Below are 20,201 nucleotides of genomic sequence, written 5' to 3'. Positions count from 1 at the left end.
GATCCGACGATCGGCGCCAATGGCCGGGTGGCCACCCGGCCATTGGCGTCCCTTGCGAGACCCGTCTTCGTACACAATTTCCAATGCAAGGTGGATCGGCGCGAAGCGCCGAGACGGATGAGGGGTTCTCCAGAAGGCGACGTCGGATCAGGTAGGCGGGCGGAGCGCACCCTCACATCCTCGCCAGCAACGCCTTCACAACCGCCAGCGAAACGAGAACCACGAATGCGCCTGCGAGCCCGACAAGCACTGCGGCATGCATCTCACGCAGATTGTAGCCCTCGTGATTGGCGCCAAGGATCGACGCGAAGAAGCTGCCGGAGATGATGAGCGCATTGCCGAAGGAGCCGAAGCCATCTTCCCGCATCAGCGCGTCGAGGGCGGCGCCGAAGAAATAGGAGAGCACGGCGACGGTTGCGATCGCCATCATCAGCCAGGAGGCGTCGAGATTCCACAGCATGCGCGGCCCTTTCGAACCGTCAACCCCGGAACAGCCGCCACCCTGGTTCAGCAATGTTCAGCCTATGGTTCAATCCTTTCGCTTTGCTTACGCCAGCCGTCGGCATTAGACCGATCCTGCCTGCCCCCTCCCCGTCGCTCTCTCTAATGTCGTCTGCAACGCGCCTCGTTCCGCCCCTTTTCGTCCTGCTCTGGGCAACCGGTTTCATCGGCGCGCGCTATGCCATGCCGTGGGCCGAGCCGTTCACCTTTCTTGCCGGGCGGTTCCTCATCGCATTTGTCATGCTGGCCGCCGTCCTGATTGTGCGGGGCGCGCGCAAAACGAGCCTTGCCAACGCACTGCACGCAACCCTGGCCGGCTTGTTGATGCATGGCGTTTATCTCGGCGGCGTATTCTGGGCGATCCATCGCGGCATGCCGGCCGGTATCTCGGCGCTGATCGTCGGGCTGCAGCCGCTCATCACCGCTGTGATGGCCGGTCAGATATTGGGCGAGAAGATCCTCCCCAAGCACTGGCTGGGCCTCGGGCTGGGCTTCGTCGGCGTCGTCATCGTGCTCTCGCCGAAATTCGGCGCCGCAGGCGCCGGCATCACGCTGGCGACACTCGCCGCCTCCGTGATTGCGGTGGTCGGCATGAGCCTCGGCACAATCATCCAGAAAAGGTTCGGCAACGGGACCGACCCGGTGACAAGCGCGCTCTACCAGTATCTCGGGGCATCCGTGCTGATGACGGCCGGCTCGCTCGCGGTCGAGACGCGACAGGTGACAATCAACGGCGAACTGCTCTTCGCCATGGCCTGGCTGGTCCTGGTGCTCTCGATCGGCGCGATCTTCCTTCTGATGTACATGATACGCGAAGGCGAGATGTCCAAGGTGGCCTCACTTTTCTATCTCGTGCCGGCAGTAACCGCGGTGATCGCCTGGGCCTTGTTCGGCGAGAGTCTCTCGCTCGTCCAGGTCGCGGGAATGGCGCTGACTACGTTCGGCGTAGGATTGGCGACGAGAAAGGGCAGTAGGGCAGTAGGGCAGTAGGGCAGTAGGGCAGTAGGGCAGTAGGGCAGTAGAAAAATGTCTGCTGGCTTCTCGTTTTATTGCAAGTCAATTTCTTGAGCTTGCAGGCGGCGCCAAGAATACCCCATGCCCTACTGCCTTACCGCCCTACTCCCTTACTCTCCTCACCTTCGCCCGCCCCGCCAAATACCTGCTGATCGCCGCGTTGAGCTCGCCGCCGAGGATGAAGATCACCGAGTTGATGTACAGGAAGACGATGGCGATCATGATCGAGGCAAGGCCGGCATAGGTGGTCACGTAGGACGAGAATTTGTCGAGATAGGCAGCGAACATGGTCGAGCCGGTAAGCCACCCCGCAAGCGTGAAGAGGATGCCGGGCACGATCTCGGTTAACCGCCGCCGGCCCGCCGGCAGCCAGACATGCACCGCCACCAGCCCGAACACGATAACCGCCGCGGCGATAATGAAGCGCCACAGCGTGATGGTGCCGAGATACGGTCTGATCCAAACGAAATGCGAATCAAGAAAGCGCTCGATCAGCGGCGCGAGGATCAGAAGCACGCTGATCGCCAGGAAGCTGAGCGTCGCGATCAGCACGAAGACGAGGCTCTGGATGCGCCGGTGAAGGAACGACCGGGTCTCGCGGACGCGATAGGCGCGGTTGAGCGAGGTGCGCAGCGCCTCGATGCCGTTGGAGGCGAAATAGGCAGCAAGCACGACGCCGAAGGTCAGGAGATCGCGGCGCTGCACGGTGAGCACGTTGACCACCTCGTGCGCGATGGGTGCGGCGATCTCTGCCGGCCATGTATCGAAGACCAGATGCACGGCCGTTTCCGCGAATGCCTCGGCGCCCAGGAAGCTCGCAAGCGTAGTGGCGAAGATCAGGAACGGAAACAGCGCAGTCAATGCGGAGATGGCGACATGGCTCGACATCGCCCAGCCGTCGTCGTTGTTGAAGTGACCGAGCGCATCAAACAGAACGCGCCGCACTGCGACGAGCCAACGCAATCGGCCCTCCGTTGTTTCCCTCGCCCGAATATGTGAAGTGAGTATAACAAATGGCAAGCACAGCCGGGCGCAAGGGAGCAAGGTTTGGGCGAGTTGCGCACAATCATCGTCACCGGTGCCTCGTCGGGCATCGGCGCCCATTGCGCCCGCGCCCTGCACCGCGACGGCTGGCGGGTCTTCGCGACCGCACGTAAGGAAGCGGATATCTCGGCGCTCACGGCCGAGGGGATCGAGACCTACTATCTCGACTATCGCGAGCCGCAATCTATCGAGGCGCTGGTCGGCGCGGTGCTCGAGCGGACCGGCGGCCGGCTCGACGCGCTCTTCAATAATGGCGCCCATGCCCAGCCAGGCGCCGTCGAGGACCTCCCGGTCGAAGCGCTGCGCGAGCAGTTCGAGGCGAATTTCTTCGGCTGGCACGACCTGACGAGGCGCATCGTGCCTGTGATGCGCCGCCAGGGCCATGGCCGCATTGTCCACTGCTCGTCGATCCTCGGACTGACGCCGGCGCTCTGGCGCGGCGCCTACGTCGCCTCCAAACATGCCATCGAGGGATTGATGTTGACGATGCACATGGAGCTGGCCGGCTCGGGCATCCATGTCTCGCTGATCGAGCCCGGCCCGGTCGTATCAAGGATCGCGCCAAACGCGCTCCCGTGGTTCGAGCGCTATGTCGACCACGAGAACTCGGTGCACCGCGATGCCTACCGGGCACAGCTTGCACGCATGAACGCCGGTGGCTCGAAGTCGCGGCTGAAGCTCACGCCTGAAGCGGTCTATGTGGTTTTGCGGCATGCGCTTCTTTCGCCGAAGCCGCGCCCGCATTATGTGGTGACCTTGCCGGCAAAGATCGGCGTCGCGCTGAAGCGCATCCTGCCAGCCCACATGCTCTATCGCGTGCTGGCGTCACAATCCTGATTCCGCCGCGGAGGGCCGGACCATGTCGACCTTATTCAACATCCTCGCCATTGTCGTGATGGTCGCCGTGGTGATCGTGCTTGTGCGCGGGCTGATCAACATGATGAAGGGTGGCTCGGGCGTCACATCGAACAAGCTGATGCAGGCGCGTGTCGCTCTGCAGGCGATTGCGCTCGTCTTTGTCGTGCTCGCTCTCTACTACGCACGCCACAAGAGTGGCGGTTGACGATGGTCAAGCTGAACAAGATCTACACAAGAACCGGCGACGACGGCACGACGGGCCTCGTCGGCGGTGCCCGTCGCTCGAAGGCCGATCTTCGCCTGGAGGCAGTGGGCGCGGTCGACGAGGCGAACGCGGCGATCGGGCTCGCCCGGCTTCATACGGCGACGGTGCACCTCGAGATCGACGCGATGCTTTCGCGAATCCAGAACGACCTGTTCGACCTCGGCGCGGATCTGGCCACACCCGAGGATGGCAAGCCACTCGGCTATGAGCCCTTGCGGATCGTGGCATCTCAGACCGAGAAGGTCGAGACCGACATCGACATGCTCAATGCTCGGCTCCAGCCGCTGCGCTCCTTCATCCTGCCAGGTGGCTCGCCGGCTGCGGCTGCCTTGCATCTTGCTCGTACCGTCGCGCGCCGCGCCGAGCGCGTCATGGTGGCGCTCGCCGCAAGGCCCGGCGAACGGATCAATCCCGAGGGTCTCAAATATATCAACCGCGTTTCCGACCTGCTGTTCGTGGCGGCCAGGTCCGTCAATGACAATGGAAACGCCGATGTGCTATGGGTTCCGGGCAAGAACCGCTAATGCATGATCCCGAACCGAAGGTCAGCGCAGCACAAGTTGCGAAGTCTTTGGATAGGATTGCGAGAAAAATGTTTGGAGCATGATCCCGAAGCGAGGTTCGGCATGGTGCTCTGAACACTCTGGGGCTGCGAGGGGTCGTGGATGTTCATTCCGCTGCATGACGCCAACAGCCTGCAGCACATCAGGGCGCAATATGTAACGATTGGCCTGATCCTCACCAACGTCATCGTCTACCTGCTGACAGCGCTCGGTAGCCGGAACTTCACCAATGCGGCGGTGCTGGGCCTGGGCTACATCCCCTCCACCGTCCACAACATCGTCGAGCGACCGCCGGAGCTTGTGCTGGTCCCAGACTATGCGACCTATGTCACCTATGCGTTCCTGCATGGCGACATCTTCCACCTCGGCGGCAACATGCTGTTCCTGTGGGTGTTCGGCGACAATGTCGAAGATGCGCTCGGCCATTTCCGCTATCTCATCTTCTACCTGCTATGCGCGATTGCCGGGGCGCTCGTCCACGGCATGGTCGCCCCCGCCTCGCAGGAGCCTCTGATCGGCGCCTCGGGCGCCATTGCCGGCGTGGTCACCGCCTATCTCATCCTGCACCCACGCGTGAAGATCTGGATCCTGGCTTTCGCTCGCATTCCGCTGAGAGTACCGGCCTGGATCGCACTCGCTCTGTGGATCGCCTTCCAGTTCATGATGTTCCTCGCCGGCGGCAAGGACGAGATCTCCTGGACCGCGCATGTCGGCGGCATCGTCGCCGGAGCGGTGCTGGTGATGATCCTGCGCAGGCGCGACCAACCGGTGCTCGACCGCCGGATCGTGACGCCACGCTCGGTGAGGGTCGAGGAGCCGAGCGCGGTGCGCCCCGTCCAGGCCAAGCCGGCACCCCGCTGGGGAAGGCAGTGAGATGACCGAGCAAAGGGATCATGCGGGCGGCAATGCCGGGGTCATTGCCCCGCCGCCGCTCATCTCTCTCGCGGCACTGCTGCTCGGCCTCGCCCTCGACTGGCTCGTGCCGATCGGCATCCTGAGCGCCCTCCTCCCGCTTGCGGCGCGGCTCGTGGTCGCCGCGCTGCTCGCCATCGTCGGGATCTGGCTGGCCAAGACGTTCTTCTCGACATTCAGCCGGCTCGGCACGCCGGTCGACCCGCGCCAGTCGGTCAAGGCGCTCGCAACGGCCGGCATCTTCGCCAAGACCCGCAATCCCGCATACCAGGCCCAGGGCATTCTGCTCGTGGCGCTCGCTGTCGCCATCGCTTCAGACTGGACGTTTCTGCTGTTGCCGGTCTGGGCGTTGGTCATGCACTACGGTGTGGTCGCGCGCGAAGAGCGCTATCTGGAAGCCAGGTTCGGCGAACAGTATCGAAATTACAGGGCGAGTGTGCCGCGCTACGGCTGGCCTTTCTGAGGCCCTGGCGGTATTCAACCGATTAGCCCGGCCATGGCATTATTGACGCCTGCGATTGTTCTGGTTAGGGGTCCGACGCGCTTCAGCCGCCTGTAGCGCCGCTGCGCGAGGAAATTCGCCGCTTTTTCGACCGCCATGTCGGCATTCGACAATTGCTGCGGGTAACCCACTGCTATAGCGCGCGCCAAATTCCATCAGAGAGGTGACAAATCCGATGAAGGTGCTGGTTCCCGTGAAGCGGGTTGTCGATGCGAATGTCAGGGTTCGCGTCAAGGCTGACGGTTCGGGCGTCGAGCTCGCCAACGTAAAGATGGCGATGAACCCGTTCGACGAGATCAGCGTCGAAGAGGCAATCCGGTTGAAGGAGGCCGGCAAGGTCGAGCAGATCGTCGTGGTCTCGATTGGGCCGGCGCAGGCGCAGGAGACTTTGCGCACCGCGCTCGCCATGGGCGCCGACCGCGCGATCCTGGTCAAGACCGACGAGGCGGCCGAGCCGCTCGGGGTCGCCAAGGTGCTGAAGGGCGTGGTCGAGGCCGAGAAGCCGGAGCTGGTGATCGTCGGAAAGCAGGCGATCGACGACGACGCCAACCAGACCGGCCAGATGCTGGCCGCCCTGCTCGGCTGGGCACAGGGCACCTTCGCCTCCAAGCTCGTCATCGACGGCGACAAGGCCAAGGTGACGCGCGAGGTCGATGGCGGACTGCAGATCGTGGAATTGAAGCTGCCGGCGATCGTGACGACGGATCTGCGGCTGAACCAGCCGCGCTATGCCTCGCTGCCGAACATCATGAAGGCCAAGAAGAAGCCGCTCGATGAAAAGAGCCCTGCCGACTACGGCGCCGACATCAAGCCTCGGCTGAAGGTGCTGAAGACCGAGGAGCCGGGTGGCCGCAAGGCAGGCGTGAAGGTGAAGAGCGTCCAGGAGCTTGTCGACAAGCTGAAGAACGAAGCCGGCGTCCTGTAGGAATTCCGATGAGGCCGGCCTGCAAACGGCCGGTTTCTGCGCTTCCGGTGCTCACGTACTGAAGTACGCTCCGCTCCGGTTCTCGAAACCAACCGTTTTCGGCTCGGCCTGACCGGAATTCAGGGAGCCTGGAAAGCGAAAGTCAGGAAGACGAACGATGGCAATTCTTCTGATCGCCGAACACGACAACGCGACCCTTTCCGACCAGACCGCCAAGGCCCTGACGGCAGCAGCCAAGATCGGCTCCGACGTCGATGTGCTGGTCGCCGGCAAGGGTGCGAAGGGCGCCGCCGACGCTGCCGCGAAACTCGGCGGCGTGCGCAAGGTGCTTCTTGCCGAGGCCGACGAGCTGGCTGAGCGGCTCGCCGAGCCCCTCGCCGCGCTGATCGTCAGCATGGCCGGCAACTACGACGCGATCGTCGCCGCAGCGACCACCTCTGGCAAGAACGTCATGCCGCGCGTCGCGGCCCTGCTCGACGTGATGCAGGTTTCCGAGATCATCGAGGTGATCTCATCAGACACGTTCAAGCGGCCGATCTATGCTGGCAATGCGATCCAGACCGTGCAGGCGACCGACGCCAAGAAGGTGATCACGGTGCGCACCGCCGCTTTTCAGGCCGCCCCCGAAGGCGGCTCGGCTTCGGTCGAGACCGTCGCGGCTGCCGGCAATCCGGGCCTTTCGACTTTCGTCGAGAACAGCCTCTCCGAATCCGAACGGCCTGAGCTCACCTCGGCAAAGATCATCATCTCGGGCGGCCGGGCGCTGGGTTCCGCGGAGAAGTTCCAGGAAGTCATCCTGCCTGTCGCCGACAAGCTCGGCGCTGCGGTCGGCGCGAGCCGCGCCGCAGTCGATGCGGGCTATGCGCCGAACGACTGGCAGGTCGGCCAGACCGGCAAGGTTGTAGCGCCGGAACTCTACATCGCCGTCGGCATCTCCGGCGCGATCCAGCATCTGGCGGGCATGAAGGATTCCAAGGTGATCGTCGCCATCAACAAGGACGAGGAGGCGCCTATCTTCCAGGTCGCCGACTACGGCCTTGTCGGGGACCTCTTTCAGATCCTGCCGGAGCTTGAAAAGGCCCTTTGATTTTAGCCTCAACGATGCTGAAATGTGCAATGGGCGGGGTGGACGAAGGCACTCCGCCCATTTAATTTGCACTGCAACATGGCGGGCCGCTTTCCAAGAGCCCCCTGACGGGATCGGCAAATGACCGGCAATATACAAACCATCGGCGTCATCGGCGCGGGCCAGATGGGCAGTGGAATAGCGCATGTCTCGGCGATCGCCGGCTATGATGTCCTGCTCTATGACGTGGCGCCTGAGCGCATCGAGAAGGGGCTCGCCACCATCAACGGCAACATGGCGCGGCAGGTCAGCTCGGGCAAGCTCAGCGAGGAGACGCGCAAGCAGGCCCTCGGCAGGATCAGCGCAGCGCCGACCATACAGGGCCTGGCAGGCGCCGATCTGGTGATCGAGGCGGCAACCGAGGACGAGAGCGTCAAGCGCAAGATATTCCAGCAGATCTCTCCCATCCTGAACCCCGAGGCTATCCTCGCCACCAACACATCGTCGATCTCCATCACACGGCTCGCGGCGCAGACCGACCGGCCGGAGCGCTTCATCGGCATACATTTCATGAACCCGGTGCCGGTGATGAAGCTGGTCGAGCTGGTGCGCGGCATAGCCACCGGAGATGCGACCTTTGAAGCGGCCAGAGCCTTCGCGCACCGGCTCGACAAGACTGTCACGGTCTCCGAGGATTTCCCCGCCTTCATCGTCAACCGCATCCTGATGCCGATGATCAACGAGGCGATCTACACCCTCTATGAGGGCGTCGGTACGGTGGAGGCGATCGACACTGCAATGCGGCTTGGCGCCAACCATCCCATGGGTCCGTTGCAGCTTGCCGATTTCATCGGCCTCGACACCTGCCTCGCTATCATGCAGGTGCTGCACGACGGGCTTTCGGACTCGAAATACCGGCCCTGCCCGTTGCTGGTGAAATATGTCGAAGCCGGCTGGCTCGGCCGCAAGACGGGCCGTGGCTTCTACGATTATCGCGGCGAGCACCCCGTTCCGACGAGATAGGGGGCAGGGCAATAAGGCAGTAGGGGAATATGGGAATAGGTGGGGGCGCCGGACGGCGGCCCCGCCGCAGTTCCCGGACCTCCGCCTATTCCCATATTGCCCTATTGCCTTATTGCCCTCAGGAGGCGGCACGCTGCGATGCCGGGGTCGGGTCCAGGGCTGCCGGCGCCTCCAATATCGTCACGCGCCCGCGGCCGCTCGTTTTGGCCTCGTAGCAGGCACGATCGGCACGCGCGATGATCTCGTCGATATCGGCTTCATGCCGCCCGATTTCAGTGAGGCCGATACTCGCGCCGAGACTGCAGCCGGCGCCATTCCCCTCGAACCCGATACTGGAGATCGCCGCCACGAGCTGCTCGGCCACCGCCCTTGCGTCATCTGGCGCGCAGCCTTTGAGGATCACGGCGAACTCGTCGCCGCCCACCCGTGCAACGAGGTCGCCGGAACGGACGGTCGCCTGGATCGTGTCGGCAACCTGTTTGAGAACGAAATCGCCGGCCGCATGGCCGCCGGTGTCGTTGATCGTCTTGAAATGATCGAGGTCCACATAGAGGAAAATGTCGGTCCGTCCGCCGGGCTGACGGCTGGATATCAGGCTCGACAAGGTCGTCCGCAGCGCCGCCCGATTGGCAAGCCCGGTGAGCGAGTCGTGTGCTGCCGCATGCGCAAGCTGTCGCTGCAAGGTCCGCGCATCCGTGAAGTCCTGGAAGACGATGACCGACCCCGTGAACTCGCCCTTGTCGTTGAGGATGGGTGAGACGACCTCGCGGATCGAGCACCGGGACCCGTCCTTCTTCGACAGGATCACCCTGCTGTTGTGCTCGGTTCGGTGGCGCAGGCCTGCCAATGCTTCGGCCGTCGAGATCCTCTCACCGCTCTCCTCGTCGACGGGTGCGTAGATGGCATCCAACGGGCGGGCCAGCGCTTCGCTTTCGGCTATGCCGGTCAGCTTTTCGGCGACCGGGTTCATGAAGGTGATGTGCATTGCCGCGTCGGTGCAGATCACCGCGTCGCCAATCGAATCGAGGGTGACGCGCAGCCTCTCCTTCTCGTCGGCGAGCATCGCGGCATAGGAAAGAAGGCGATCCTCCGCCTCACGCCTCATCGTGATGTCTGTGAGCGTGCCTATCGCACGCAGCGGCGCTCCGTCATCGTCGCGCTCGATGATCTGGCCGCGATCCAGAATCCAGATCCAGTGCCCCTTTTTGTGACGCATCCGGAACTCTTCCTCGAACAACGGGGTCTCGCCGGCAACGTGTGCACGGTCCGCTGTCGCGACGCGCTCGCGGTCGTCCGGGTGGACGAGGGTCAGCCAGCGATTGGGATCGCCATCGAGTTCGTGCGGGTCGTAGCCCAGCATCTGCATCCAGGTCGAGGAGTAGGTGGTGCGGCCATCCTTCATGTTGACGTCCCACATTCCCTGCCCAGCGCGTGCGAGCGCGAAGTTCCAGCGCGTCTCAGCCTCGGCAAGCGCCTCTTGCGAATGCTTCAGGGCGTCGATGTCTTCGATCTGCGACACCAGATGCAGAGGCGTTCCGGTTTCGGCGTTGCATATCACCGAGCCCGACACGCGCACCCAGACGGCCGTTCCGTTCTTGCGGAGATAGCGCTTTTCCACATGATAGGAGCTGACCTCGCCGGCTTGGATACGCTCTAGGGTCTCCGTGCCGGTCGAAGCATCTTCCGGATGCGTGATCTGGAAGAAGGTCATCGCTTCCAGCTCCTCGCGAGAGTAGCCGAGCATGGCGGCGAAGGCGCGGTTGGTCCTGACGATGCGCCCGTCGAGAGCGATGACCGCGAAACCGATCGTCGCATCCTCCATCGCCCGGCGGAAGTGCTGCTCGCTCTCGGCGATGCGCCGACGGTCGCGGCGCATCTGCTCCATCGTAAGCCCGCACATGAACGGAAGAACCGCAACGGTCATCACCGAGAGCTGGAAGCCGAAGGGAAAGCCGCCATGACGAGGATCGATCCCTGACAGCATACCCGCTACGACCAGCCCGACGAGGACTGCGCCGATCGCGCCGCAGGTGAGCGCCAGCTCAAACGGCGCCAGAAAAGTCGCAGCGACCATTGCCGGCACGATCACCATGAGAAATGGGAACTGCGTCCAGTTCATCGCAGCCACGGTGAGGAGAATGCTCGCACCGAAGGTCGCTGCCATTGCGCCGAGCTTCGTACGGGCCAAGAGCCGTCGGATGGCGTCTCCGCTCGTCATCATCAAGATGGGAAACAGGATCGCGAAGCCGAGCGCGTCTCCGGCCACCCAAACCAGGAACCTCTGGAAGAAGGGCCAGCCCATAGCACCGGTGGTGGCAGCCGACAGAGAGGCGACGATCGCCGGCGCCGCGACGCCGCCGCAGACCAGCATGACCGCGTAGTCGCGCGTATCGGAGATGGCCGCCTTCCGCTCGCCGGCCATCTTTCCGACAAGCACCGTTCCGATACCGACCGACGCCGCGTTCGCCAGTGAATAAAGAAGCGAGATCAGGACTTCTGCGCCGAGTAGTAAGTTAGCGGCCAGGCATCCCAGGAAGACCGCCATGAGCGCCTCGGACAGGCGCAGCGAGCTGTTGCGCAGGATGATGGTCACCGCGAGCACATTCGGCATCCACATGCCAGCGATGCCGCTCTCGGACTGGAAGAGCAGGATCGAGATCATCGCAGCGACTGCATAACCGGCCGCGAGCAGCGCCGGAAGCACGCGGCCTCCCAGCTCCGTCCCTTTAAATGGCCGATCAGACAAACCCCTGCCCAAGCTCACCATGCGCTGACCCTAGGTGAGCATTGTCAACAGGCATTTAAGGAACACGTGTTGGACCAGCCCTCACGCCCGGCAAGGCCCTGAAAGGACTCTGATGCTTAACGATGGGTTAGGGGAAGAGAAGTTGTGAACCGACTAAGGGTTGGCGCCGAGCGCCACATCGATCAGCCTCGCCGCATCGGGACCGGACCAGTTCGCCGGGCCGTTCATGGCTGCGATCAGGCAACCTTCGGGATCGACGAGCAACGTTACGGGAAGACCCAGCGCAAGCGCGCGTTCCTTGAGCGCGTTGAAGACGCCCATGGTCGCATCGCGGTAGTAGTCGAGCGCCTTCACTCCGGTCTCGGTGAGAAACTTCTTCGGCTTGGCGTCGTCGCCGGTATCGACATTGATCGCCACGACCTCGAAGCCGGAACCGCCGCGCTTTGCCTGAAGCGCGTCGAGCTCCGGCATTTCGGCGCGGCAAGGCGCGCACCACGTTGCCCAGACGTTGACCAGCAGCGTCTTGCCGGCGTGACCGGCGAGCGTCATCGGCTTTCCGTCCGGCCCGTCGAAGGCAAGGAATTTCAGCGACAGCGGCGGATCGGCCGCCTGCATCGCAGCCACGTCGCCCACGGCGGCCGCTGCGACCGTATTTGCCTTCTCGGCCTTGGCCGGGCAGGAATCCGACGCGGCCGGGCCTTGCGCGACCGCTCCGCCGGGCTGGTTGCCAGAACCGCCTCCGCTCACGTATACGGCGACGCCGCCGGCCAGCACGCCCGCAATTGCCGCAAGCATGATCAGCCGTAGTGCCGGAAGGTTCAGTTTGCCGTTACCCATCTTAGTCTCCAGCGCCCGGTTAGCACGATGAGCGAGAAGAAGACCAGCAACCAGATGTGGGGTGGGCGCTTTGCCTCAGGTCCCGCTGCCATCATGGAAGCGATCAACGCCTCGATCGGCTTCGACCGCAAGCTTTACGCGCAAGACATCCGCGGCTCGCTCGCTCATGCCGAAATGCTCGCCGAGAGCGGCATTATTTCGAAAAAGGATCAACGGGAAATCGCTCGCGGGCTGAACACGATCCTGTCAGAGATCGAGGCCGGCACGTTCGAGTTCTCGGCGAAGCTCGAGGACATCCACATGAACGTCGAAGCGCGGCTCGCCGAGCTGATCGGCCCCGCAGCGGGCCGGCTGCACACGGCGCGCTCACGCAACGACCAAGTGGCGGTCGACTTCCGGCTCTGGGTAAAACGCGAGCTGGAGCGCGTCGCCGGTGCCTTGAAAGGGCTGATCGCGGTTTTCCTCGACCGCGCCGAGAAGCATGCGGCGACCGTCATGCCGGGCTTCACCCACCTGCAGACGGCGCAACCCGTCACCTTCGGTCATCACTGCATGGCCTATGTCGAGATGTTCGCCCGCGACCTGTCGCGCGTGCGGAACGCAATCACCCGCATGGACGAGAGCCCGCTGGGAGCGGCCGCGCTCGCCGGCACCGGCTTCCCGATCGACCGGCACAGAACGGCGGCAGCTCTCGGCTTCCGCGAGCCGACACGCAACTCGATCGACAGCGTGTCGGACCGTGATTTCGCGATCGAGTTCCTGTCGGTCGCGGCGATCACGGCCACGCACCTGTCGCGGCTCGCCGAAGAGATCGTCATCTGGTCGACGCCGCAATTCGGCTTCGTGAGGCTCTCCGACAGCTTCTCGACCGGCTCGTCGATCATGCCGCAGAAGAAGAATCCCGACGCGGCCGAGCTCGTGCGTGCCAAGACCGGCAGGATCAACGGCCATCTCATTGCCCTGCTCACCGTCATGAAGGGCCTGCCGCTCGCCTATTCCAAGGACATGCAGGAAGACAAGGAGGCAGTCTTCGACGCCGCCGAGACGCTCGACCTGATGATCGCCGCCATGACCGGCATGGTCGGTGACCTCGCCGTCAACGAGGCCGCCATGAGAGAGGCGGCAGGCGCCGGCTACTCGACCGCGACCGACCTCGCCGATTGGCTCGTGCGCGAGGCGGGCCTGCCGTTCCGGGAGGCGCATCATGTCACCGGCCGCGCGGTGGCATTGGCGGAAGAGAAGAATCTGCCGCTCGAAAAGCTCTCGCTCGACGAGTTGAAGGGCATCAGCCCGGCCATCACGGCCGACGTCTATTCCGTGCTTTCGGTCGAGAACTCGGTGAAGAGCCGCACCTCATTCGGCGGTACGGCGCCGCACGAGGTCCGCCGCCAGGTCCGCTACTGGAAGAAGCGGCTTGCTCGAGCATGATGCCGAACCGAAGGTCAGCGCGGCAAAAAGCTGCAGACTTTTCGGATAAGATCATGCTGGAAAAAGGTCTGCAACTTTCCGGGATCATGCTGTAGAGAGTGATCGGATATTGGTTGGGCGGATGGCCTCATGAGCGTGAAAAGGGTTGTTACGGTCGCCTTGGCGATCTCGGTCATGGCGGCTGTTTCGGGATGCGGGCGAAAAGCCCCGCTCGACACGCCCTATCAGGCGGCGGTGGAGGCGCGCAAGGAAGCCGAGAGGAACAAGGAGCCGCTGCCGCCCGAGCCGCAGAAGCCCAATCCGGACAGGCCGTTCATCCTCGACCGCCTGATCAAGTAGCCGCAGGCAATTGCCGTGAACCATTTCGAATATCGCGACGGCGTGCTTTGCGCCGAGAACGTGCCGCTGCCGCAGATCGCCGCTGAGGTCGGGACGCCCTTTTATTGTTATTCGACCGCGACGCTGACGCGCCACTTCAACGTCTTCAGCAAGGCGTTTGGAGAACTCGACGCGCTTGTCTGCTACGCGATGAAAGCCAATTCGAACCAGGCTGTAGTGAAGCTGCTCGGCAAGCTTGGCGCGGGTTCTGACGTGGTCTCCGAAGGCGAGCTCAGGCGGGCGCTTGGCGCCGGCATAGCGCCCTCGAAGATCATGTTCTCCGGTGTCGGCAAGACCGCGCGCGAGATGGATTTCGCGCTCGCCGCCGGCATCCATTGCTTCAACGTCGAGTCCGAGCCGGAGCTGGAGCTGCTCTCGGCCCGCGCCGTCGCAGCCGGCGTAAGCGCGCCGATCTCGCTGCGCATCAATCCCGACGTGGACGCCAGGACCCACAGGAAGATTTCGACGGGCAGGGCCGAGAACAAGTTCGGCATCCCCTGGCAGAAGGCGCGTGCCGTCTACAGGCGCGCTTCCGAGCTTCCGGGCCTGCACGTGATCGGCATCGATATGCATATCGGCAGCCAGATCACCGAGCTGCAGCCTTTCGACGACGCGTTCTCGTTGCTGGTCGAACTGGTCGGGGCGCTGCGCGCCGACGGCCATGCGATCGAGCATATCGACCTTGGCGGCGGGCTCGGCATTCCCTACCGCACAGACAACGAGCCGCCGCCGCTGCCGGATGCCTATGCGGCGATCGTGAAGAAGCACGTGGCCAGGCTCGGACTGAAGGTGATCTTCGAGCCGGGCCGGCTGATCGTCGGCAATGCCGGCATTCTCGTTGCGCAGGTGATCTACCTCAAGGAGGGCGACGCCAAGAACTTCGTGATTGTTGACGCGGCTATGAATGACCTTATCCGGCCGACGCTCTACGATGCCTTCCACGACATCAGACCGGTTGACGAAGCGGCTGTGCACCGGCAACGAATGGTCGCGGACGTCGTCGGTCCGGTCTGCGAGACCGGCGACTTCCTGGCTCTCGATCGCGACCTTCCGCGCCTCGAGGCGGGCGAGCTGATCGCCTTCGCGACTGCCGGCGCATACGGTGCCGTGCAAGCGGGCACGTACAATTCGCGGCTTCTTGTCCCGGAAGTGCTGGTCGATGGCGATCGTTTCCACGTCATTCGGCCACGCCAGACCTACGAGCAGCTCATCGGGCAGGATTCGGTTCCCGACTGGGTCTGATCAGATTTCCGCAAGGTACCCATGGGTTTGCGATGGCAACCTGTCGCGGACAATGGGTTTTCGGCAGACATTGGCGGCTCGCCGAACGCGTGCCCAGGGCCGCCCGAAGGGCTTCCTCCGCCGCGACCGGCCGTTCACGATCTTGTAACCGCGCCTCGCCTTCGCCGTTATTGATGTTATGTTGGGAGCTTAATCTTGTGTCCTGAAGGCGGCGCCGTACCGCGCCGTCGCGCGACCCGGAAAGGGCCGATGACCGAGGCAAAAAGCGTCAGCGATACCAACGCTCACACCGGACGGCTTGTCCGCACCCGCATCGCGACAAAGATCGCGGTAATTCTCGAACGGCTTTGGCCGCTGGTCCTGCCGCTCCTGCTGGTTATCGCGCTTTTCCTGAGCCTTTCCTGGCTGGGGCTGTTCAGGCTGTTGCCCGACCTGGTACGGCTTGGCCTCGCGGCCGTGTTCGGCCTTGCCGCGCTGGCGGCCCTTTATATGCTGCGCTTCTTCAGGATGCCGACGAGCGCCGAGATCGACCGGCGCATCGAGGCTGCCAACAGGCTGGAGCACAATCCGCTATCCGCGCAATCGGACCGGCCCGGCGGGAGCCGCAGCGCCTTCGCCGACGCGCTCTGGCGCGAGCACCAGAAGAGGATGGCCGAGCGGCTTGCCGGCGTTTCCGGCGACCTGCCGCTTACCCGCGTTCCCGAGCGCGACCCCTGGGCGTTGCGCGCCGCGGTTGCGCTTCTCTTCATCGTCGCTTTCGGCTTCTCCTTCAGCCCCTTCGGCGGCAGCCCGCGAGATGCTTTCCGCGCCAGGGTCGGCATGGATTCGATTCCGCCGCGCATCGATGCCTGGGTAACTCCGCCCGCCTATACGGGCAAGGCGCCGATCTTCCTGACTTCGAATGCCAACGCCAAAAATGCGAACGCCAATGCCGGCAGCACGGTCACCGTGCCGGCCGGAAGTGAGGTGGCGCTACGGGTCACGGGCGGCTCGGGCGACGAGACGCTGAGCTATACGGATGCGTCCGGCAATATGCGCGAGATCGCCGCCAACACACAGATCGAACGGGCAGCAGGGCAGGCAGTTACCGCCACGACAGGCTCACAGGCGGCAAGGCAGTTTGCGGGCAAGCTGACAACCGACGGCACGCTGACGCTTCAGTCCGGCGGCAGCGACATGGAAAGCTGGACTTTCACTGTGATCCCCGACAGGCCGCCGACGATCAAATTCGTCGGCGAGCCCAAACAGGCGTTGAACGGCACGCTGGAGCTGAATTACGAGATCGACGACGACTACGGCGCAAGCTCTGCAACGACCGAGTTCGAGCTTGCCCAGCCGCCCGCCAAGGACGCCTACCCGCTCTACAAGGCGCCTGAGATGCAGCTTGCCTTGCCGCGGCGCGGTGCAAAAAACAACGTTGCCAAGACCACGCGCGACCTTACCGAGCATGTGTGGGCCGGCGCCCCGGTCAGGATCACGCTCAGGGCTGTCGACGCTGCCGGGCAGGAGGCGAAAAGCGCGACCAAGACGATCATCTTGCCTGAGCGGCCCTTCTCCAACCCGCTGGCCAGGGCGGTGGTCGAGCAGCGCCGGCTGCTCGCGCTCGACACTCATCAGAAGAGGCGTGTGCTCGATCTGATGGAAGCGATCACTCTGAGGCCAGAGGACACTTTCGACAACATGTCCCACTATCTGGCCCTGATAAGCGCTCATACGCGCCTCAAGCTCGCCGGCAACGACGACGCGATGCGCGACGTCGTCTCCTATCTCTGGCAAATCGCGCTCGGCATCGAGGATGGCGACCTTTCTGCCGCCGAGAAGCGGCTCCGCCAGGCGCAGCAGGCCCTCAAAGATGCGCTGCAGCGCGGCGCGAGCGATCAGGAAATCGACAAGCTCATGAAGGAGCTGCGCCAGGCGATGAACGACTTCCTGCGCGAGTTCGCCGAGCGCGCGCAGAAGAATCCGAATCTCGCCAACCAGATGCAGCCTGGGCAGGAGCTGCGCCAGAGTGATCTTGAAAGGATGATGGACCAGATCGAAAACTTGGCGAAATCCGGCAACAAGGACCAGGCCCAGCAGCTTCTTTCGCAGCTCGAGGAGATGATGAACAACCTGCAGGCAGGCCGCGGCCAGCAGAAAGGCGGCAACGGCCAGCAGGGTGAGATGAATCAGCAGATGAACAAGCTCGGCGAGATCATGCGGCGCCAGCAGGAGATGATGAACGAAACTTTCCGCATGGACCAGATGGAGCGCGGGCAGCAGGGCCAGAACGGACAGGACCAGCGCGGACAAAATGGAGACCAGCAGTTCGGTCAGCAGAATCAGGAAGGCCAGCCGGGCGATCAGGGCCAGGAGGGTCGCGGCCAGAACAGACAGGGCATGTCGCCTCAGGATTTTGCGGATGCCATGAAGCAGCTGCAGCAGGGCCAAGGCGACTTGCGTGGCCAACTGGAGCAACTCCAGAAGGATTTGCGCGGCTTGGGCATCCAGCCGGGTCAAGGCTTCGGCGAGGCGGGCGACGCCATGGGCCAGGCCGAAACCGCGCTCGGCGACAACCGTGGCCAGGACGCGGTCGGCCAGCAGGGACGCGCGCTCGAGGCGCTGAGGAAAGGCGCGCAGGACATGATGCAGCAGATGCAGCAGGCCATGCAGGGCGACCAGGGCGGCAACGGCCGGGGCCAGCGCCAGCAGGGTGCCGACCGCGATCCGCTGGGCAGGCCGCGTGCGACCAACGGGCCGGACGACGGCACGGGAACCAAGGTTCCCGATGAGATCGATGTGCAGCGCGCCCGGCAGATCCTCGATGCGATCCGTCAGCGGCTCGGCAACACGCTCAGCCCGCAGATCGAGCGCGACTATCTCGAGCGCTTGCTGGAGATGAAATAGGGTCGGCCTTACGCCCCGGCCTTGATCCCACAGACCTGTTCATAGCTTGCAGCGGCGCTGAGCACTTCGGCATCGGCGCGCGGACGGCCGATGAGCTGGATGCCCATCGACCTCCCGCTGACGTCAAAACCGGCCGGAACGGCGATCGCTGGGCAGCCCGCCATTGTGGCGAGCGCCGTCACCTCCATCCAGCGATGGTAGCTGTCCATTCCGCGTCCGGCGATCTCGGCCGGCCAATGCAGCTCGGCATCGAAGGCAAAGACCTGCGCTGTGGGCAGCGCCAATAAGTCGTAACGCTCGAAGAGGCTAAGCACGGTCTTGTACCAGGCCGAGCGGACGGTCGAAGCGGCATAGATTTGAGGCGCGGTGAGGCTGAGTCCGCCCTCGATTTCCCAGATCGCCTCCGGCTTCAGCAGCTCTCGCTGCTGAGCATCGTCGTAGTGGATCTTGAGCGACATGCCGGAGCTCGCATGGCGCAGCATCACGAACGCCTCCCACAGACCTTCGTAGTCGAAATCCGGAATGACCGGCTCAATGCGGAACGAACCCGCCTCCGCCCCTCTGAGCGCCGATTCGCAGGCATCGAGAACACCGTCTTCCATCGGCAGATGACCACCGAGATCGCCAAGCCAGGCGATCCGCCAGGGCATCTCTTTGCGTTTCTCGGCCGAGCTTCTGAAATCGCCATCCAGCGACAGCGGCGAGCGCGGGTCGTAGCCGGCCTGGACACCGAGCAGCAGCGCGAGATCGGCGACGCTGCGCGCCATCGGCCCCTCCACGCTCATCTGCGACAGATACAGTTCTGTGGAAGGACCGGCAGCCACCCTGCCCGGCGACGTGCGAAAGCCGAAGACGTTGTTCCAGCCGGCCGGGTTGCGCAATGATCCACAGAGATCGCTGCCGTCGGCAAGCGGTACCATGTGGAGTGCCAGTGCCACGGCTGCGCCGCCGCTCGATCCGCCCGAACTCAGCCTGGGGTCGAAGGCGTTGCGTGTCGCGCCGAACACGTCGTTGTAGGTCTGCGAGCCGAAACCGAATTCCGGCACGTTGGTCTTGCCGATGATGATGGCGCCTGCATCGCGCATGCGCGAGACGAAGTAGCTGTCTTCCTCGGGTACGAAATCCGCAAAAATGCGCGAGCCGAATGTCGTCCTCAAGCCCTTGGTCTGCGCGAGGTCCTTAATCGCGATCGGCAGGCCATGAAGAGGCCCTGGCCTCACGCCGGCCGCCTGCGCCGCGTCGGCCGCTTTCGCCTCCGCGAGGATCTGCCCGCGGCTGCGCAGCGAGACGATCGCGTTGACTGTTCCGTTCACCTCGTCGATGCGGTCGAGATAGGCAGCCACCACTTCGGACGCCGAGACCTGCCGCTCTGCGATCATCCTGGCCAGAGCAGTCGCCGGAAAACGGCAGAGCTCGCTCGGCCTGGGAAGCGGGCTCAGATGAGAACGGGCGTCTGGATGGGGTGCCATCGCATATCGATGCGCGACGGCAGTGCCTGGAGTCAATCTGTGGGCGCGATCATGGTCGCAGCCGGAACCCGCGCACTGCCGACCGAACGCGATTCAGGTCGTCAGGCGGTGACCGGCTGAGCGAGCGCGCTTGCTGCGCGAGCGCGGATTTCGGCGAGCGTGAAGGGTTTCATCAGGACGTCGATGACGACGCCGTCGAGGTCTGCAGCCCGTTCGCGCTGATCGGCATAGCCGGTGACGAGCAGGATGCGCAGCCCCGGAAAACGCCGAGCGGCGGCCTTTGCCATCTCGATCCCGTCCATGCCGGGCATGCGGATATCCGAAATGACGAGGTCGAAGCGGCCGCTGGCCTCGATTATTTTCGACAAGCCGTGCTCGCCGTCTTCAGCGACGGCAACGCTGTGCCCAGCCTGCTCAAGGGCGCGGGCGACAAGAATACGGACGGACTCTTCGTCCTCGACGATAAGAATGTGTGCCATGGACAAGACTATTGCCGCTAAAACTTGACGTTCCCTGAATCGCGCGGGAAGGGCGCCTCGTTT

The 20,201-nt window shown here is 63.7% G+C and carries 19 protein-coding genes; 13 read left to right on the top strand and 6 right to left on the bottom strand.

Features of this window, described 5'->3' with window-relative positions; genetic code table 11:
• Nucleotides 1-172 precede the first annotated feature (172 nt).
• Nucleotides 173-460 carry a hypothetical protein gene (locus SAZ10_RS30625; protein WP_318613266.1) on the bottom strand — a complete coding sequence of 96 codons (288 nt, stop codon included), beginning with the start codon at nt 458-460 and terminating at the stop codon, nt 173-175.
• 146 nt (nt 461-606) lie between these two features.
• Here SAZ10_RS30625 and SAZ10_RS30620 point away from each other — a divergent pair, with 146 nt between their 5' ends.
• Complete coding sequence (locus tag SAZ10_RS30620; RefSeq protein WP_318613265.1) at nt 607-1,491, top strand: DMT family transporter; 885 nt, start codon at nt 607-609, stop codon at nt 1,489-1,491.
• A gap of 126 nt (nt 1,492-1,617) precedes the next feature.
• On the opposite strand, the gene SAZ10_RS30615 is transcribed toward SAZ10_RS30620, so the two are convergent.
• Nucleotides 1,618-2,478 (bottom strand): YihY/virulence factor BrkB family protein, encoded by an 861-nt coding sequence (locus tag SAZ10_RS30615; protein ID WP_318613264.1) that lies wholly within the window; start codon nt 2,476-2,478, stop codon nt 1,618-1,620.
• Nucleotides 2,479-2,562: 84 nt separating this feature from the next.
• Between SAZ10_RS30615 and SAZ10_RS30610 the strand changes: the two genes are divergently transcribed.
• The 8 genes from SAZ10_RS30610 (at nt 2,563) to SAZ10_RS30575 (ending at nt 8,673) form a co-directional block, all read left to right on the top strand.
• Nucleotides 2,563-3,396, top strand: a complete 834-nt coding sequence (locus SAZ10_RS30610) for an SDR family oxidoreductase (protein WP_318613263.1) — start codon at nt 2,563-2,565, stop codon at nt 3,394-3,396.
• A 22-nt stretch (nt 3,397-3,418) separates the two neighbouring features.
• Nucleotides 3,419-3,622: a twin transmembrane helix small protein gene (locus tag SAZ10_RS30605; RefSeq protein WP_318613262.1), complete on the top strand. Its 204-nt coding sequence runs from the start codon at nt 3,419-3,421 to the stop codon at nt 3,620-3,622.
• 2 nt (nt 3,623-3,624) lie between these two features.
• Nucleotides 3,625-4,206, top strand: a complete 582-nt coding sequence (locus tag SAZ10_RS30600; RefSeq protein WP_318613261.1) for a cob(I)yrinic acid a,c-diamide adenosyltransferase — start codon at nt 3,625-3,627, stop codon at nt 4,204-4,206.
• Nucleotides 4,207-4,347: 141 nt separating this feature from the next.
• Nucleotides 4,348-5,118 (top strand): rhomboid family intramembrane serine protease, encoded by a 771-nt coding sequence (locus SAZ10_RS30595; protein WP_318613260.1) that lies wholly within the window; start codon nt 4,348-4,350, stop codon nt 5,116-5,118.
• Between the two features lies 1 nt (nt 5,119).
• Nucleotides 5,120-5,620 carry an isoprenylcysteine carboxylmethyltransferase family protein gene (locus SAZ10_RS30590; RefSeq protein WP_318613259.1) on the top strand — a complete coding sequence of 167 codons (501 nt, stop codon included), beginning with the start codon at nt 5,120-5,122 and terminating at the stop codon, nt 5,618-5,620.
• A 214-nt stretch (nt 5,621-5,834) separates the two neighbouring features.
• A complete protein-coding gene (locus SAZ10_RS30585; RefSeq protein ID WP_318613258.1) occupies nt 5,835-6,584 on the top strand; it encodes an electron transfer flavoprotein subunit beta/FixA family protein in 750 nt (249 codons plus the stop codon).
• Between the two features lie 157 nt (nt 6,585-6,741).
• Nucleotides 6,742-7,671, top strand: coding sequence for an electron transfer flavoprotein subunit alpha/FixB family protein (locus SAZ10_RS30580; protein ID WP_318613257.1), 930 nt, complete (start codon nt 6,742-6,744; stop codon nt 7,669-7,671).
• A 120-nt stretch (nt 7,672-7,791) separates the two neighbouring features.
• On the top strand, nt 7,792-8,673 hold the full coding sequence (locus SAZ10_RS30575) for a 3-hydroxybutyryl-CoA dehydrogenase (RefSeq protein ID WP_318613256.1): 882 nt from the start codon (nt 7,792-7,794) through the stop codon (nt 8,671-8,673).
• 118 nt (nt 8,674-8,791) lie between these two features.
• Here the strand turns inward: SAZ10_RS30575 and SAZ10_RS30570 are convergent, their stop codons facing one another.
• Nucleotides 8,792-11,377: a PAS domain S-box protein gene (locus SAZ10_RS30570; RefSeq protein ID WP_318613255.1), complete on the bottom strand. Its 2,586-nt coding sequence runs from the start codon at nt 11,375-11,377 to the stop codon at nt 8,792-8,794.
• Between the two features lie 195 nt (nt 11,378-11,572).
• Nucleotides 11,573-12,256 carry a thiol:disulfide interchange protein TlpA gene (gene tlpA, locus SAZ10_RS30565; protein ID WP_318613254.1) on the bottom strand — a complete coding sequence of 228 codons (684 nt, stop codon included), beginning with the start codon at nt 12,254-12,256 and terminating at the stop codon, nt 11,573-11,575.
• A 27-nt stretch (nt 12,257-12,283) separates the two neighbouring features.
• Here tlpA and argH point away from each other — a divergent pair, with 27 nt between their 5' ends.
• From argH to SAZ10_RS30545, 4 genes are all read left to right on the top strand, one after another.
• A complete protein-coding gene (argH, locus tag SAZ10_RS30560; RefSeq protein ID WP_318613253.1) occupies nt 12,284-13,684 on the top strand; it encodes an argininosuccinate lyase in 1,401 nt (466 codons plus the stop codon).
• 129 nt (nt 13,685-13,813) lie between these two features.
• A complete protein-coding gene (locus SAZ10_RS30555; RefSeq protein ID WP_318613252.1) occupies nt 13,814-14,023 on the top strand; it encodes a lipoprotein in 210 nt (69 codons plus the stop codon).
• Nucleotides 14,024-14,038: 15 nt separating this feature from the next.
• Nucleotides 14,039-15,304: a diaminopimelate decarboxylase gene (gene lysA / locus SAZ10_RS30550; RefSeq protein ID WP_318613250.1), complete on the top strand. Its 1,266-nt coding sequence runs from the start codon at nt 14,039-14,041 to the stop codon at nt 15,302-15,304.
• A 249-nt stretch (nt 15,305-15,553) separates the two neighbouring features.
• Nucleotides 15,554-18,190, top strand: a complete 2,637-nt coding sequence (locus tag SAZ10_RS30545) for a TIGR02302 family protein (protein WP_318613249.1) — start codon at nt 15,554-15,556, stop codon at nt 18,188-18,190.
• Between the two features lie 8 nt (nt 18,191-18,198).
• Here the strand turns inward: SAZ10_RS30545 and SAZ10_RS30540 are convergent, their stop codons facing one another.
• Together SAZ10_RS30540 and SAZ10_RS30535 are read right to left on the bottom strand one after the other, a co-directional pair.
• Entirely contained in the window at nt 18,199-19,659 is a 1,461-nt protein-coding gene (locus SAZ10_RS30540) for an amidase (protein ID WP_318613247.1), read from the bottom strand.
• Between the two features lie 101 nt (nt 19,660-19,760).
• Nucleotides 19,761-20,138 carry a response regulator gene (locus SAZ10_RS30535; protein WP_318613246.1) on the bottom strand — a complete coding sequence of 126 codons (378 nt, stop codon included), beginning with the start codon at nt 20,136-20,138 and terminating at the stop codon, nt 19,761-19,763.
• Between the last annotated feature and the right edge of the window lie 63 nt (nt 20,139-20,201).

This window comes from Mesorhizobium sp. BAC0120, from assembly GCF_033542235.1.
Taxonomy (GTDB): domain Bacteria; phylum Pseudomonadota; class Alphaproteobacteria; order Rhizobiales; family Rhizobiaceae; genus JAWRCU01.
This window is presented reverse-complemented; position numbering and strand designations above follow the sequence as displayed.

What these genes read in the sequence shown, in the direction of transcription:
- SAZ10_RS30620 (WP_318613265.1), top strand. Translation starts at nt 607, where the DNA reads ATGTCGTCTGCAACGCGCCTCGTTCCGCCCCTTTTCGTCCTGCTCTGG.
- SAZ10_RS30585 (WP_318613258.1), top strand. Translation starts at nt 5,835, where the DNA reads ATGAAGGTGCTGGTTCCCGTGAAGCGGGTTGTCGATGCGAATGTCAGG.
- SAZ10_RS30545 (WP_318613249.1), top strand. Translation starts at nt 15,554, where the DNA reads ATGACCGAGGCAAAAAGCGTCAGCGATACCAACGCTCACACCGGACGG.
- SAZ10_RS30595 (WP_318613260.1), top strand. Translation starts at nt 4,348, where the DNA reads ATGTTCATTCCGCTGCATGACGCCAACAGCCTGCAGCACATCAGGGCG.
- SAZ10_RS30625 (WP_318613266.1), bottom strand. Translation starts at nt 460, where the DNA reads ATGCTGTGGAATCTCGACGCCTCCTGGCTGATGATGGCGATCGCAACC.
- SAZ10_RS30590 (WP_318613259.1), top strand. Translation starts at nt 5,120, where the DNA reads ATGACCGAGCAAAGGGATCATGCGGGCGGCAATGCCGGGGTCATTGCC.
- SAZ10_RS30600 (WP_318613261.1), top strand. Translation starts at nt 3,625, where the DNA reads ATGGTCAAGCTGAACAAGATCTACACAAGAACCGGCGACGACGGCACG.
- tlpA (WP_318613254.1), bottom strand. Translation starts at nt 12,256, where the DNA reads ATGGGTAACGGCAAACTGAACCTTCCGGCACTACGGCTGATCATGCTT.
- SAZ10_RS30540 (WP_318613247.1), bottom strand. Translation starts at nt 19,659, where the DNA reads ATGGCACCCCATCCAGACGCCCGTTCTCATCTGAGCCCGCTTCCCAGG.
- SAZ10_RS30605 (WP_318613262.1), top strand. Translation starts at nt 3,419, where the DNA reads ATGTCGACCTTATTCAACATCCTCGCCATTGTCGTGATGGTCGCCGTG.
- SAZ10_RS30580 (WP_318613257.1), top strand. Translation starts at nt 6,742, where the DNA reads ATGGCAATTCTTCTGATCGCCGAACACGACAACGCGACCCTTTCCGAC.
- SAZ10_RS30535 (WP_318613246.1), bottom strand. Translation starts at nt 20,138, where the DNA reads ATGGCACACATTCTTATCGTCGAGGACGAAGAGTCCGTCCGTATTCTT.
- argH (WP_318613253.1), top strand. Translation starts at nt 12,284, where the DNA reads ATGAGCGAGAAGAAGACCAGCAACCAGATGTGGGGTGGGCGCTTTGCC.
- SAZ10_RS30555 (WP_318613252.1), top strand. Translation starts at nt 13,814, where the DNA reads ATGAGCGTGAAAAGGGTTGTTACGGTCGCCTTGGCGATCTCGGTCATG.
- SAZ10_RS30575 (WP_318613256.1), top strand. Translation starts at nt 7,792, where the DNA reads ATGACCGGCAATATACAAACCATCGGCGTCATCGGCGCGGGCCAGATG.